Source organism: Kribbella sp. NBC_01505 (genome assembly GCF_045040285.1).
Taxonomy (GTDB): domain Bacteria; phylum Actinomycetota; class Actinomycetes; order Propionibacteriales; family Kribbellaceae; genus Kribbella.
Window position 1 is genome coordinate 4,331,726 of record NZ_CP109425.1, and the last position, 13,930, is coordinate 4,345,655.

Annotated in this window: 13 protein-coding genes; 7 read left to right on the top strand and 6 right to left on the bottom strand. The window is 67.4% G+C overall.

Annotated features, from left to right (window positions below):
* Nucleotides 1-47: 47 nt before the first annotated feature.
* Genes OG474_RS20495 through fdhD form a run of 6 tightly spaced genes read left to right on the top strand, consistent with a single transcriptional unit; the run spans nt 48 to nt 7,092 of the window.
* Entirely contained in the window at nt 48-542 is a 495-nt protein-coding gene (locus tag OG474_RS20495; protein ID WP_405063944.1) for an NAD(P)H-dependent oxidoreductase subunit E, read from the top strand.
* On the top strand, nt 539-2,050 hold the full coding sequence (locus OG474_RS20500; protein ID WP_405063945.1) for a formate dehydrogenase beta subunit: 1,512 nt from the start codon (nt 539-541) through the stop codon (nt 2,048-2,050). The genes OG474_RS20495 and OG474_RS20500 overlap by 4 nt, the downstream gene beginning before the upstream one ends.
* Entirely contained in the window at nt 2,047-4,863 is a 2,817-nt protein-coding gene (gene fdhF, locus OG474_RS20505) for a formate dehydrogenase subunit alpha (protein WP_405063946.1), read from the top strand. Before OG474_RS20500 ends, fdhF begins: the two co-directional genes overlap by 4 nt.
* Entirely contained in the window at nt 4,860-5,072 is a 213-nt protein-coding gene (locus OG474_RS20510; protein ID WP_405063947.1) for a formate dehydrogenase subunit delta, read from the top strand. The genes fdhF and OG474_RS20510 overlap by 4 nt, the downstream gene beginning before the upstream one ends.
* Before the next feature lie 32 nt (nt 5,073-5,104).
* Complete coding sequence (locus OG474_RS20515) at nt 5,105-6,265, top strand: molybdopterin molybdotransferase MoeA (protein ID WP_405063948.1); 1,161 nt, start codon at nt 5,105-5,107, stop codon at nt 6,263-6,265.
* On the top strand, nt 6,253-7,092 hold the full coding sequence (gene fdhD, locus OG474_RS20520; protein ID WP_405063949.1) for a formate dehydrogenase accessory sulfurtransferase FdhD: 840 nt from the start codon (nt 6,253-6,255) through the stop codon (nt 7,090-7,092). The genes OG474_RS20515 and fdhD overlap by 13 nt, the downstream gene beginning before the upstream one ends.
* Nucleotides 7,093-7,989: 897 nt before the next feature.
* On the opposite strand, the gene OG474_RS20525 is transcribed toward fdhD, so the two are convergent.
* The 5 genes from OG474_RS20525 to alr form a co-directional block, all read right to left on the bottom strand.
* Nucleotides 7,990-9,543, bottom strand: coding sequence for an N-acetylmuramoyl-L-alanine amidase (locus OG474_RS20525; RefSeq protein WP_405063950.1), 1,554 nt, complete (start codon nt 9,541-9,543; stop codon nt 7,990-7,992).
* Nucleotides 9,513-9,659: a hypothetical protein gene (locus tag OG474_RS20530; RefSeq protein ID WP_405063951.1), complete on the bottom strand. Its 147-nt coding sequence runs from the start codon at nt 9,657-9,659 to the stop codon at nt 9,513-9,515. The genes OG474_RS20525 and OG474_RS20530 overlap by 31 nt, the downstream gene beginning before the upstream one ends.
* A gap of 161 nt (nt 9,660-9,820) precedes the next feature.
* Nucleotides 9,821-10,447: a M15 family metallopeptidase gene (locus tag OG474_RS20535; protein ID WP_405063952.1), complete on the bottom strand. Its 627-nt coding sequence runs from the start codon at nt 10,445-10,447 to the stop codon at nt 9,821-9,823.
* The gene (locus tag OG474_RS20540; RefSeq protein WP_405063953.1) at nt 10,444-11,412 is read right to left on the bottom strand and encodes a D-alanine--D-alanine ligase; all 969 of its coding nucleotides are present in this window, start codon (nt 11,410-11,412) and stop codon (nt 10,444-10,446) included. The genes OG474_RS20535 and OG474_RS20540 overlap by 4 nt, the downstream gene beginning before the upstream one ends.
* A complete protein-coding gene (gene alr, locus OG474_RS20545; RefSeq protein WP_405063954.1) occupies nt 11,409-12,545 on the bottom strand; it encodes an alanine racemase in 1,137 nt (378 codons plus the stop codon). The genes OG474_RS20540 and alr overlap by 4 nt, the downstream gene beginning before the upstream one ends.
* A 212-nt stretch (nt 12,546-12,757) precedes the next feature.
* Between alr and OG474_RS20550 the strand changes: the two genes are divergently transcribed.
* Nucleotides 12,758-13,300 carry a CGNR zinc finger domain-containing protein gene (locus tag OG474_RS20550; protein ID WP_405063955.1) on the top strand — a complete coding sequence of 181 codons (543 nt, stop codon included), beginning with the start codon at nt 12,758-12,760 and terminating at the stop codon, nt 13,298-13,300.
* Here the strand turns inward: OG474_RS20550 and OG474_RS20555 are convergent.
* On the bottom strand, nt 13,244-13,903 hold the full coding sequence (locus tag OG474_RS20555) for a GNAT family N-acetyltransferase (RefSeq protein ID WP_405063956.1): 660 nt from the start codon (nt 13,901-13,903) through the stop codon (nt 13,244-13,246). The two genes, OG474_RS20550 and OG474_RS20555, sit on opposite strands and share 57 nt — an antisense overlap.
* Nucleotides 13,904-13,930 lie beyond the last annotated feature (27 nt).

Below are 13,930 nucleotides of genomic sequence, written 5' to 3' on the forward strand. Positions count from 1 at the left end.
GGCAGCATTGCTTTGACCACGCTCACGCAACACGGGATGTTGTATACATGACGAGTGAGGTAGTGGCCGCTTCCTCCGTTCCGGCTCCTGGACGTGCTCAGCGCGTGCGGGAGATAGCTACTGAGCTGCGCGGGCTTCGAGGGTCGTTGATTCCGATACTCCATGCTGTCCAGGAGGAGCTGGGGTACGTCGATCAACCAGACGTGCCGGTGATCGCCGACGTACTGAATCTGTCGGTGGCCGAGGTGCACGGGGTGGTCACGTTCTACAAGGACTTCCGCCGTACGCCGGCTGGTCGGACTGTCGTGGCGATCTGCCAGGCCGAGGCCTGCCGATCGGTCGGGGCGGTGGCGCTGGCCGAGCATGCGAAGCGGAGCGTCGGCTGCGGGTTCGGTGAGACGACGTACGACGGACGCGTCACGCTCGACGAGGTGTTCTGCTTCGGGAACTGTGCGCTCGGCCCGGCGGTCCAGGTCGGTGAACGGCTGCACGGCCGGGTGACGCCCGCGCGGCTCGACGCGTTGCTGGGAGATGCGCGATGACGCGGGTGTACGTGTCCCGCGACTCGGCTGCCCGGTCGGTCGGGGCTGATGAGGTCGCGGAGCGGATCGCCGTACTGGCACCCGAAGTCGAGGTCGTGCGGAACGGGTCGCGCGGGATGCTCTGGCTCGAGCCGCTGATCGAGGTCGAGACTCCGGACGGACGCATCGGGTACGGGCCGGTCGCCCCGGAGGACGTCGACGGACTGGTGGCCGCCGGGATGCTCGACGGCACCGGACCTTGCCTCGGGCCGATCGACGAGTTGCCGTGGATGAAGCGGCAGCAGCGGCTCACGTTCGCCCGGGTCGGGGTGACGGATCCATTGTCCGTCGACGACTACACGTCGCACGGCGGTCTGCGGGGTCTGCGTCAGGCGTTGGCGCAGACCCCGGCAGAGGTCGTGGAGACCGTGGTCGAGTCCGGTCTCCGCGGTCGCGGAGGTGCCGGCTTCCCGACCGGCATCAAGTGGCGGACGGTCCTTGGTGCTGTCTCCGACCTGAAGTTCGTCTGCTGCAACGCGGACGAGGGCGACTCGGGCACCTTCGCGGACCGGATGCTGATCGAGGGTGACCCGTTCACCCTGATCGAGGGAATGACGATCGCGGCGTACGCCGTGGGGGCGTCGGAAGGCTATGTCTACCTGCGCTCCGAATACCCGGATGCGGTCGCAACGCTCAGGGCCGCGATCGAGCTCGCCCGGACCGAGGGGTGGCTGGGGGCCGATGTCCTCGGCTCCGGGTTCGAGTTCGATCTGCACGTCCGGGTGGGCGCAGGTGCGTACATCTGCGGTGAGGAAACCTCGATGCTGGAGAGCCTCGAGGGTAAGCGCGGAATGGTTCGCGCGAAGCCGCCGATCCCAGCCCTGCAAGGACTCTTCGGGCTGCCGACCGTGGTCAACAACGTGTTGTCGTTGGCAACGGTCCCGACGATTCTGGCGGACGGTGCGGCGACCTACGCGGCGTACGGCGTCGGTCGGTCGCTCGGTACCAGCGTCTTCCAGCTCGGTGGGAACGTGGCTCGCGGCGGCATCGTCGAGACCGCGTTCGGGATCACGCTCGGCGAGCTGGTGAACGAGTTCGGCGGCGGTACGTCGTCCGGTCGCCCGATCCGCGCCGTACAGGTCGGTGGACCGTTGGGTGCGTATCTGCCGGTCGAGCAGTTCCACTTGCCGATGGACTACGAGGCGTTCGCGGCGGCCGGCGCGATGGTCGGGCACGGCGGGATCGTGGTGTTCGACGAGACCGTGGACATGGCCGCGATGGCCCGGTTCGCCTTCGAGTTCTGCGCCGCCGAATCGTGCGGGAAGTGCACGCCGTGCCGGGTCGGCGCGGTCCGCGGCGTCGAGACGATCGACCGGATCGTTGCCGGTGACAACCGGGAGAAGAACCTCGTCGTGCTCGACGATCTGTGCGACCTGATGACCGACGGCTCGCTCTGCGCGATGGGTGGGCTCACGCCGCTGCCGGTGCGCAGCGCCGTCCGCCACTTCGGAAAGGATTTCGGCGCATGAGTCTCTTGAAGGAACCGGATTTCGGTACGCCGGCCCGCGCGGGAGCGGCGACTGTCGAGCTGCTGGTGGACGGGGTTGCTGTTCAGGTGCCACCGGGTACGTCGGTGATGCGGGCGGCCAAGGAAGCGGGCATCGACGTACCGAAGCTGTGTGCGACCGACAACCTGGAAGCGTTTGGGTCGTGCCGGTTGTGTGTGGTCGAGATCGACGGCATGCGCGGTACGCCGGCCTCCTGTACGACGCCGGTCGCGCCGGGCATGGTGGTGCGGACGCAGAACGAGAAGCTCGGCAAGCTGCGGCGTGGGGTGATGGAGCTCTACATCTCCGACCATCCGCTGGACTGTCTCACCTGCTCGGCCAATGGTGACTGTGAACTGCAGGACATGGCTGGGGTGACCGGTCTGCGCGAGGTCCGCTACGGATCCGGCGTCGACGCGGGCGCGAACCACATGGATGCGCCCACCGATTTCTCCAACCCGTACTTCGATTTCGAGGCGTCGAAATGTATTGCGTGTTCGCGGTGTGTGCGGGCGTGCGACGAGGTGCAGGGCACGCTGGCGTTGACGATCGAGGGTCGTGGCTTCGACTCGAAGGTCGCGGCCGGCGCTGGTGGATCGTTCTTCGAATCCGACTGTGTGTCCTGTGGTGCTTGCGTGCAGGCGTGCCCGACGGCGACGCTGCAGGAGAAGTCGGTGATCGAGCTCGGCATGCCGACGCGTTCCGTGATCACCACTTGCGCGTACTGCGGGGTCGGCTGCTCGTTCAAGGCCGAGCTGCGCGGTGATGAGCTGGTCCGGATGGTGCCGTACAAGAACGGCGGCGCCAACGAGGGGCACTCGTGTGTGAAGGGACGATTCGCGTTCGGGTACGCGAGTCACCCGGACCGGGTGCTGGAGCCGATGATCCGGGACACGATCGCCGAGGAGTGGCGGAAGGTCTCGTGGGACGAGGCGATCTCCTTCACTGCAAGGCGGTTGCGGGAGATCCAGGCGCAGTACGGGCAGGGGTCGATCGGTGCGATCACCTCGTCGCGGACCACGAACGAAGAGGTGTACACGGTTCAGAAGATGGTCCGTGCGGTGTTCGGGAACAACAACGTGGACACGTGTGCGCGGGTCTGTCACTCGCCAACGGGGTATGGGCTGAAGCAGACCTTCGGCGAGTCGGCCGGTACGCAGGACTTCAAGTCGGTCGACGAGGCCGACGTGATCCTGGTGATCGGGGCGAACCCGACGGACGCGCACCCGGTGTTCGGTTCGCGGATGAAGAAGCGGATCCGCCAGGGCGCTCGGTTGATCGTGATCGATCCGCGGAAGACGGACCTGGTCCGGTCGCCGCATATCGAGGCCGCCCATCATCTTTCGCTTGCCCCCGGCACCAATGTCGCGATGATCAACGCGATCGCGCATGTGGTGGTGACGGAAGGGCTGGTCGATCGGTCGTTCGTGGCGGATCGGTGCGAGGACTTCGAGACGTGGGAGACGTTCATCGCGGATCCCGCACACAGCCCGGAGGCGGTCGCCGAGATCACCGGCGTACCGGCTTCTGAAGTGCGGGCGGCGGCTCGGCTGTATGCGACCGGTGGAAACGGCGCGATCTACTACGGTCTCGGCGTCACCGAGCACAGCCAGGGTTCGACGATGGTGATGGGGATGGCCAACCTCGCGATGGCGACCGGCAACATCGGTCGTCGGGGTGTCGGCGTGAATCCGCTGCGCGGTCAGAACAACGTGCAGGGTTCGTGCGACATGGGTTCGTTCCCGCACGAGCTGCCCGGCTACCGGCACGTGTCGGACGACGGCGTACGGGAGGTGTACGAGAAGCTCTGGGGTACGCCGTTGCTGAACGAGCCCGGACTGCGGATCCCCAACATGTTCGACTCGGCGATCGACGGCTCGTTCAAGGCGTTGTTCGTGCAGGGTGAGGACATCGCGCAGTCCGACCCGAACACGCAGCATGTGTTTGCCGCGCTCGGTGCTCTGGATCTGCTGGTGGTGCAGGACCTGTTCGTCAACGAGACGGCGAAGTTCGCGCACGTTTTGTTGCCTGGGACATCGTTCTTGGAGAAGGACGGGACGTTCACCAACGCCGAACGGCGGATCAACCGGGTCCGACCGGTGATGGCGCCGCAGACCGGTAAGCAGGAGTGGGAGATCGTCTGTGAGATCTCCCAGGCGATGGGCTACCCGATGCACTACAACTCGGCGGCCGAGATCATGGCCGAGATCGCGCTGACCACGCCGACGTTCATGGGTGTCTCGTTCGAGCGGCTGGACAGCGTCGGCTCGATCCAGTGGCCGTGCAATGTCGAGCACCCGGACGGTACGCCGATCATGCATGAGGAGGAGTTCACCCGGGGTAAGGGGCGGTTCATGGAGACCGTCTACGTGCCGACGTCGGAGCGGTCGACGCGGAAATATCCGTTGATCCTGACGACTGGACGGATCCTTTCGCAGTACAACGTCGGCGCGCAGACTCGCCGTACGGCGAATGTCGCTTGGCACCCGGAAGACATTCTCGAGCTGCACCCGCACGATGCGGAGGTTCGTGGGATCGAGGACGGGGACACCGTCGCGCTGTCGAGTCGGGTGGGCCGGACTACCTTGCATGCAAGGCTTTCCGACCGGATGCCGGTGGGGGTTTGCTACACGACCTTCCACCATCCGATCACCGGCGCCAACGTCATCACCACGGACAACTCCGACTGGGCCACGAACTGTCCGGAGTACAAGGTCACCGCGGTTCAGGTCGATCTGCTCCCGATGTCCGTTGCCGAGGCTCGGGAGCCGGCCGTGGTCGGTGACGCGCGATGAGCCGCGCCACGATGCCGCCGTACGTGCGACTGGCGAACGAGATCGCGGCGCAGTTCGCGCATCGGCCGACGGCTGATGCGGCGACTGCTATCGCCAACCACATGAGGGTGGTCTGGGATCCGCGAATGAAGAGTGCCCTGAAAGCTCATGCCCAAGCCGGTGCCGTCGACCTCGATCCTGCCGCCGCCCTAGCCGCTCAACAGCTGTGACTCAACCGAACGACCTGCCACGGCCTGAGCACGTGTCGTGGGACTCAGCCCGGCGGGTGGCGCACCTGATCGGTCGCCCGCAGGCTGCGGTATCGCGTGTGCTGGCTGAGGCCGCTGGGTGTGTGCTGGCCAGTCCGTTGGTGTCGCCGGGTGCGGTGCCGCCGGTGGACCGGTCGGCGATGGACGGGTACGCCGTGAGCGGGGCTGGGCCGTGGCGGGTGATCGGGCATGTCAGGGTGAACTGCGCTGCCTCGGTCGAGCTGACGGTTGGGCAGGCGTGCAGCATCACCACGGGAGCTGCAGTGCCAGCTGGTACGACGAGTGTGGTGCGGGACGAGGACGTCGAGCTGGATGGTGATTGGGTCAGCGGGCCGGGAGAGGCCGGGCGGCACATCAGACGAGCTGGCGAGGAGTGCCGGGCCGGTGAGGTCGTCCTGCCTGCCGGAGTCGTCGTCGACGGTCCGGTCCTCGGGCTGGCCGCCTCACTCGGCCTCAACCGCCTGACCGTCATCCCCCAGCCAACAGTCGCCGTACTGATCACCGGAGACGAACTCGTCCACCAAGGCCCCTCCGCGCCCGGCCGAGTCCGCGACGCCATCGGCCCCATGCTCCCCCACCTGATAACCCAAGCCGGCGCCCACCTAGGCCCCGTCTTACACCTCCCCGACACCCGAACAGCCCTCCTCGAAGCTCTCGACGTTGCTCGCGCTGACCTGATCTTTGTGTCGGGGTCTTCAGCGGCTGGGCCGGCTGATCATTTGCGGCCGGTGTTGGCGTTGCTGGGGGCAGAGTTGATTGTGGATGGGGTGGATTGCCGGCCGGGGCATCCGCAGGCGTTGGCTCGGTTGGGGGATGGGCGGTTGGTGATTGGGCTGCCGGGTAATCCGTTCGCGGCGTTGAGCGCATTCCTGACGCTGGGGATGGCGGCTATCTACCGGCTTCGCGGGTTGCCGTTGCCTGCTTTGCCGGTGGCGTCGATTCCGGGTGGGGTGGATTGCCATCCGCGGAGTACGCGGTTGGTGCCGGTGCGCGTGACCGAGCAAGGCGTCGTACCGGTGGGGCATGGTGGGTCGGCGATGTTGCGTGGTGCGGCAGGCGCGGATGCGTTGGCGGTGGTTGAGCCGGGTCCGGCGGAGGCGATCGCGGCTCGGTTGTTGCCGCTGGATCCGGGAGCGCGGTTGTGGGGCGGCTGATCGCGCGGCGCCCGGTGATTCGGATCGGGCCGGACGGCGAACGCAGCCGGCCCGACTCGCTCGCGGTCGAGGAACCGCTCGAACTCCGCGTCGACGGCAAGGCGCTCGCCGTCACGATGCGCACCCCTGGTCACGACGTCGAGCTCGCGCACGGCTTCCTGCAGACCGAGGGCGTGATCGGCAGCGCCGACGACATCCGCGACGCCCGGTACTGCGATTCCCGAGACGACGAAGGGCGCAACACCTACAACGTCCTCGATCTCGGACTGGCTCCCGGCGTACCGCCGCCAGTCACCGGGGTCGAACGGAACTTCTACACCACCTCGTCCTGCGGCGTCTGCGGAAAGGCCTCCCTCGACGCGGTTCGCCTGAAAACCAGACACTCGCCGGCCGAGGACGACGTGCAGATCCGGTACGACGTACTCGCGGAACTGCCCGACGTACTGCGCACCCGGCAGCAGGTGTTCGACCGTACCGGCGGTCTCCACGCGGCCGGCCTCTTCACGCCCACCGGCGACCTGCTCGTCGTCCGCGAGGACGTCGGCCGACACAACGCCGTCGACAAAGTGATCGGCTGGGCCCTCCTGGCCAACCGCATCCCCGCCCGCGGCCTGATCCTGATCGTCTCCGGCCGAGCCAGCTTCGAGCTCGCCCAGAAAGCCGTCATGGCCGGTATCCCCGTCCTAGGCGCCGTCTCAGCCCCCAGCTCCCTAGCAGCCGACCTAGCAGACGAATCCGGCCTAACCCTCGCCGGATTCATCCGCAACGGTTCCCTCAACGTCTACACCCACCCCCACCGCATCACCACGCGCGCTGTCAGGCCCTAACGTCCGAAGGTTCGCAGTACGTGGTCGGCGTGTTTTCGGACGTTGTACTGCGGGGTCATCGCGCTCCTTCAGGTAGCTCAGCCATAGCCCGCCGACCGCACCATCCACCTCAGCCACAGTCCCCCCAACCGGTACGGGGAGCGAGATCGCAAGAGGTGATCGGTCGCTGTGGTTGGGGTCTTCGGCTGGCCAGGAACCCCGCCTTCCTGAATGTGCTCGTCCCATCCCGCCGCGCGGATTCGGCCGAGGACGTACGCGGTGGCTAGTCGCCGCTGCGGCCGGTTTGACTGAGACGGGTGGCTGAGGCGGTCTACGGCTGAGCCGGATGGTTCGCTGGGCGACCGCGGTTCCCCGTTGCCTGTGGCTGATGTGCTGTGGTTACCGCCGACGATCAGGAGGCTTTGCAGCTGACCCGTCGCGGTGGTTGCTCCCGACGATCAGGAGGCCTGTCAGCTGACCCGCCACCGTGGTTGACCACTACGGTTCGGGTCGGCTGCCAGCGGGCGGAATTTCACTGGATATCCGTTCAAATGGGCCCTTCTCTGCTCAAATTTTGAGGGGAGAACCAGCAACTTGCGGGGAGATCCCCTCATTTTTCTGCACCGCAACCGAAGCCCGGAAGCTCAAGCAACCGCAACGGTGGTCGCCGGCCTCGCCATCCCCCTCAGCCACAGACCACGCCCGCCTAGCGCTTCAGTAAAATCGGCCGCCGCGGTGACCAGCCACCGTGTACGTGTCCGGCCTGTCCGGTGCGGCGCGAATCGGGGGTACACGAACCGCTTTGCGGGGATCTGCTGTCGCTCAGCGGCAGTAGATCCCCGCAGACCGGGCAAATCCGCAGTTGTCGCGGCTAACGTCCGAAAGAAACGCCGACCACGTACTGCGATGCTTCGGACGTTAGGTGGTGGGGGCCAGGGAGCCGCCCCAGTTGTCGGTTAGTTGCTGGGCGTTGGCGTCGATGAAGAAGCGGTGTTCCAGGGAGCCGTTGGCGATGCGGTAGAAGACGTGGTGGGCGTCGGAGGTGGAGAGGCCTACCGGGTCGTCGGTGACGACGCCGAGGGCACCCCAGTTGTCGGCCTGGGGCGGGTCGATGGTGGGGGACCAGTAGAAGTGCACCAGGTCGCCGTTCTCCTTGCGGGCAACGACATGCTGCTGGTCCTTGTGTGCGAAGGCATACGGGTTGCCGACGAACGGGCCGCCGGTCCAGATGTCGCCGAGCACCTGGGTACCGCTGAGGAAGCGGTGCTGCAGTTGGCCGTCGGCGTTCCGGAAGAAGACGTGGGCCTGGGCGCCGGTGCTGAATCCGGTCACGTCCGAGGTGACGCCGGACGCGACACCCCAGTTGTCGTTGGCCGGGTTCTGGCCCGGGACCCAGTACCAGTGCTTCAGCTCGCCGTTCGGCCCGCGTCCGAAGATGTGCTGTTCGTCCTTGTGTACAAAGGCAAACGGGTTACCGACGAACGGTCCGCCGGCCCAGACGCCCGTGGTGATCTGGTCGGTGCCCTGATCCCAGAACTTGTGCTCCAGGTTCCCATCCGGGTTGCGGTAGAACAGATGCTGCTGGTTCTTGTACGCGAACCCGGCAGGGTTCGACAGTACGCGTCCCTCGGTGCCCCAGGTGTCGGGGACCGGAGCGCTCGTCCCGGCCTGCCACCAGTGCCGCATGGTGTTGTCCTTGCTGCGGGCAAACACATGCTGCTGCCCGTTGTGTACATAGCCGATCGGCTTCCCAGCCAGGTTGCTCGATCCCCAGTCCTGCACCTGCTTGTCGGTGCTGGGCGACCACATCAGGTTGACCAGCGTGCCGCCGGTGCCGACCGCCGCGACGTGCTGCTGGTCCATGTACCGGTACGCCTGACCGCCCGCGCCGCCACCACCGGCGAGCAGCGCGGCGATCTCCGCCCGCAACGCGTCCAGGTCGATGAACGACGGGTCGATCTTGCCCGTCGTACTGGTCTCCCGGTGGCCGCGCACGTAGCTGGCGTCGCGACCGATCTGCTTCAGTACGGCGACAGTCGCCTTCACCGAGGCGTCGTACTGCGCCGGTGTCATGTGCTGGTTGACGCCGTCGTAGTCGATCTCCCAGCCGATCAGCATCGTGTTGCCGTCACCGGCCGGGATCGGACCGCTGGCCCGGGCCGCGCCGGCGTGGTTCGCACGGTTGGCGGAGATGACGTGGAACACGCCGTTGTAGTCGACCAGCGCATGGCACAGCGGGCCCTGCAGGTCGGAGCGGCCGTTGATGCAGATGCCCAGCGCCGGGGCCGGGTTGGTCGGGCTGGAGCGCGCGGCGGTGTGGTGCCAGAGCACGCCGATCGGGTTGAACGACCCGGAGACACCGCGGGCCTTCCAGTTACCTTCCTCGACGACCTGTACGCCGGCTGCCCGCAGAACGTCGGCGAGCCAGGGGATGCTGGCCATCAGCCGGCCGCGATCAGGTCGGCCACGCACTCAGGCTTCTTCTTGAGTGCCTGGGCGGGAGCGGCCTGCAGCGCGAACCGGGCGGCGACGGCGACCGCCGGGATGCTGAGCAGAACTCTGCGACGGGACAACCGGGGCGGGGTCATAGTTCCTCCAACGATGAAGATCGATGGAAGCTATAGCACCAGCCCGCTCACCCCTCAGCAATCGATGCAATGTAGATGGAATGGCTCGGCGACCCTTGAGCACGGTTCAGTCATTTCCGCGGGCGGGAAGTGGTTGACGGGTGCTCAAGGCGGGGCGGCGGTCAGGCGGGGATGGGCCACGGGACGGGGCCGTAGAGGGCGTGGGGGTGTTGTTCGGTGTAGGCCCAGTAGCGGTCGCCGTAGGACCAGTGCCACCACTCGGTGGGGTAGTTCACCAGACCGGCCGAGGTGAGGACGTCGGCGAGGAGTTCGCGGTTGGTGCGGGCTTCGCGGCTGATGTTGGTCGCGGCGAAGAAACACGCTCCGTCACTCTGCTCGGGCGTGGCGTCGATCGGCGTACCGAGATCGAGTGGACCACTCGCGCCGACCAGGGTGAGGTCGACGGCGGCGCCCGCGACGTGCGGGGCGACCTCGATCGGGGAGACGAAGCGGCTCGCCAGCACCCGGATCTCGGCCTCGTCCATGTCTGGGTTCAGCGTGCGGAGCTCGGCGCAGTAGCCGTCGTAGATCTCGCGCTGCGACTCGAGCGGCCGCAGCCCCTCGACCACGTGCAGCTGGATCCCCGACGGCAGGAACGCGTTCGCGATCACCAGCCGGTCCGCCACGCCCTCACGGGAGTAGGCCACGCCGGGCGTCTGGATCCCACGACTGGCCAGCTCGACCAGGGGTTCGCCGTTCTCGATCGCTTCGATGCTGGTGATGCGCTCGTCGCTGAGCAGTACCGTCACGGCTTGGCGACCGCGGTGTCGATCAGCACCCCGACGACATCGGCGTACGAGTAGCCGGCCGCGGCCCACATCCGCGGGAACTGCGAGGCCGGGGTGAAGCCGGGGAGCGTGTTGATCTCGTTCACGACCGGCTTGCCGTCCGCCTCGATGAAGAAGTCGACCCGGGCCAGCCCGGTGCAGCCCAGGACGTCGAAGACCTCGAGGGCCGTACGGCGCAGTTGCTCGGCCAGCTCGGGGTCGACCGGCGCGGGGATCAGGAACTGGGTCGCGCTGTCGGCGTCGTACTTGGCGGTGGCGTTGAAGAACGGCTGCGCCGGGTCGCTGATGATCTCCAGCGACGGGCCGACCTCGACCCGGCCGTCGGGGAACTGCAGCACGGCGAGGTCGATCTCGCGGCCGATCATCTCCTTCTCGACCAGCACCTGCGGGTCGAGCTCGGCCGCGGCCGCGATCGCGTCGGCCAGCGAGGCCAGGTCGGTGGCCCGGCCGACGCCGAAGCTGGAGCCGCCGTTGGCCGGCTTCACGAAGACCGGGAACTCGACGTCGGCCGCCTTGAGCTTCTGGATGGCGGCCTCGGTGTCAGTCGTCTCCGCGCCGAACAGCCGGACGCCGGGGGTGACCGCGATGCCGTGCGAGCGCAGCACCGACTTGGTCAGGTGCTTGTCCAGGCCGACGGCACTGGCCAGTACGCCGCTGCCGACGTACTTGACCTTGAGCTGGTCGAGGAAGCCCTGCAGGCGGCCGTCCTCGCCGTACTCACCGTGCAAGCCGATCAGCACGACGTCCACGGAGCGCAGCAGGTCGATCGCCTCGTGCAGGCCGACCGCCCAGTCGCCCTGCTGGTCGATGACGAGCGGGACCGCGGTGTGACCGAGCTCGGTGACCGCCGCGGCGATCCCCTTGCCGCTGGCCAGGGACACGTGGTGTTCGGGGCTGGTGCCGCCCATCACGACCGCGACCTTCATCGAGTTGCCTCCTCGTAGCGACGCGGCACCCGAGTTCCGATGCCGCAGTAGATTTCGTGCGGGATGGTTCCGGCCCACTCAGCCCAGTCCTGAGCGGTTGGCTCGCCCTGCGAACCGTCACCGAAGATCGTCACCGGCTCGCCCGGGTCGACCGCCAGATCACCGGCATCGACGACGAACTGGTCCATCGCGATCCTGCCGACAATCGGCATCCGGACCCCGCGGCACAGCACACTAGCCTGCTTGACCGCGACACGCGGAATCCCGTCGGCGTACCCGACCGGCACCAGCAGGACCGTGGTCTCGCGGTCGGCGGTGAAGTCATGTCCGTACGAAACGCCTTCGCCGACGCCGATCCGCCGTACCTGGATCGCCTTGCTCATCAGCCTCATGGCGGGCCGCAGACCGATCCCGGTCTCGTCGATCCCGTACAGCCCGGCGCCGATCCGGATCACGTCACAGTCCGGCGCGTCGAGCGTGATCGCACCGGCCGAATTGGCCAGGTGGATCGTGCTCGGTGTCAGTCCTGCGCGCCGGGCCAGCACCACCCCGGTCCGGAACAGCTGCAACTGCTTCCGGTTCTGGACGGCGTCAGGATCGTCGCCGTGCGACAGATGCGACCAGATTCCCCGGACCACGAGCGCCCCGAGCGCCTCGTGGTGCGCCGCGGCCCGGGTCAGTTCGATCCACTGGTCGGGGGTGCTGCCGGCCCGGTGCAGACCGGTGTCGAGCTTCAGATGCACGTATTTGACGGCCGGGACCGAGGCGACCTGCTGCAGCTCGGCGACCGTGGAGACGCTGACATCGACGTCCATGTCGCCGAGCAGCATCAGCTCGGCGGCGTCGTACAGCCAGGTCAGGAGCGGGGCGGTCAGCCCGGCGGCCCGCAGCTGCAGGGCCTCGTCGGCGCGCGCGACGCCGAGCCAGGTGGCGCCGGCCTCCAGCGCGGCCCGGGCGACCGGTACGGCGCCGTGGCCGAAGGCGTCGGCCTTGACCACGGCCATCACGTCCTGCGAGGCCAGTCGCCGGAAGGTGCTGACGTTGTCACGCACCGCCGACAGGTCGACGACGGCCTCGGAGAGACCGGCGATACCCGCGGGCGCCGGCCGCTGCCGGACGTGGACCAGGTTCATGTTCCTCATTGTTGTAGCTGGCAACCATCAAATTCATCGGATCCGGGACTGATGTTGCGGAGATCTGACGTACGACCTAGGTAGGACGCCTTGCTCCCCATGATTGGTTCACCCTTCCGCCCGGATTGCTGCACGGAGGGCACGTTTCACCATAGCTTCGCTACTCTCCGTGAGGTTGGGTGACCGCCTGCAGCTGCCGGATACTGGGCCTCGTGGAGCCCACGGATCACCTCAAGGCGTCGCTCGCCGCCGCGATCGCGTTGGCGAACCTCTTCGGCGCTCCGTCGCGGCAGGGTCGCCCGGCCGCGCCGCCGGACGACGAGGCAGTCCGCGCTGTGCTGCGGCTCACCACGAACCGAACCATCCCGATCGAGCTCCACGAGTACGAGACGGGCGCACGGCAGTTGTATGACGCACTGAGTCTGCTGCCCGACGTCGACAGAGCGGTCGCGGTGGTCAACGACCTGCTGCGCCGAACCCAGGCGGCTCCACAGCTGACCCGGGAGCCGGGGCAGCTCTGGCATCTGCACTTCGCAGCGCCGGGAGCGTCCGCAGCGACCGGTTGGCTCGCGGAGTTCGCTACCGCGGTGGCGATGCTGCTCGGGAGTCACGACGCCGAGCGACTACGACGCTGTACGGCGGAGCGGTGTGACGAGCTGTTCCTGGACTCGACCCGCAACCGCACGCAGCGGTTCTGCTCAACGGCCTGTCAGAACCGCACCAAGGTCGCCGCGCACCGCGCTCGTACCGCCTGAGGCCGTCACCATCGTTGCCTCCGGCAGCCAGCCGAGTGAGCGATAGAGGTGGACGCCGACCGCGGTGGCCATCAGTAGACCGTTGTCCGCGCCACGCTCGAGTGCCCGCTGGCTGAGCGCACCCATCACCACGCTGCCGAGGCCGCGCCGCCGGTGGTCCGGATCGGTGTGGATGTCGTGCATGACCGCGTCCGTGCCGACCGTCGCCATCATGCCGCGGGCAGCGACCGTGCCGTCCGGGGCGAGGAGCTGCATGTGATCCAGTGGTCCCTCGGTTTGCCTGACCAGCCGGTACGACGTCGCCGGGTGCGGGTGATCACGCAGCGCGATCGACATCAGCACCTTCTGCTCGGCGAACGGCTCCAGCCCGGCGGAACTCAGCCGCGAGGTCACGGCATCGCCGTACTGGGTGGTGACGGTCAGCCACGTGGTCTCGGTCACGACTGTGGCCAGGCGCTCGATCAGTGAGGGATCGTCGGTGAACAGTTCGCGCTCACGCCCGGGGAGGTCGAGCTGCGCGAGTACGACGCCGTCGTACTCGACCGGTGGTTGCAGTCCGCGGCACAGGCGCCAGCCGCTGATCCATCGCCTCACGGTGTCCATGCAGGTGAGTGTAACTGCTTATCTTGA

Bases quoted from the DNA above. Each gene is read 5' to 3' on its own strand.
- OG474_RS20555 (WP_405063956.1), bottom strand. From the start codon at position 13,903: ATGGACACCGTGAGGCGATGGATCAGCGGCTGGCGCCTGTGCCGCGGA.
- OG474_RS20530 (WP_405063951.1), bottom strand. From the start codon at position 9,659: ATGACCCCGCCCCGGTTGTCCCGTCGCAGAGTTCTGCTCAGCATCCCG.
- OG474_RS20540 (WP_405063953.1), bottom strand. From the start codon at position 11,412: ATGAAGGTCGCGGTCGTGATGGGCGGCACCAGCCCCGAACACCACGTG.
- alr (WP_405063954.1), bottom strand. From the start codon at position 12,545: ATGAACCTGGTCCACGTCCGGCAGCGGCCGGCGCCCGCGGGTATCGCC.
- OG474_RS20495 (WP_405063944.1), top strand. From the start codon at position 48: ATGACGAGTGAGGTAGTGGCCGCTTCCTCCGTTCCGGCTCCTGGACGT.
- fdhF (WP_405063946.1), top strand. From the start codon at position 2,047: ATGAGTCTCTTGAAGGAACCGGATTTCGGTACGCCGGCCCGCGCGGGA.
- OG474_RS20510 (WP_405063947.1), top strand. From the start codon at position 4,860: ATGAGCCGCGCCACGATGCCGCCGTACGTGCGACTGGCGAACGAGATC.
- OG474_RS20500 (WP_405063945.1), top strand. From the start codon at position 539: ATGACGCGGGTGTACGTGTCCCGCGACTCGGCTGCCCGGTCGGTCGGG.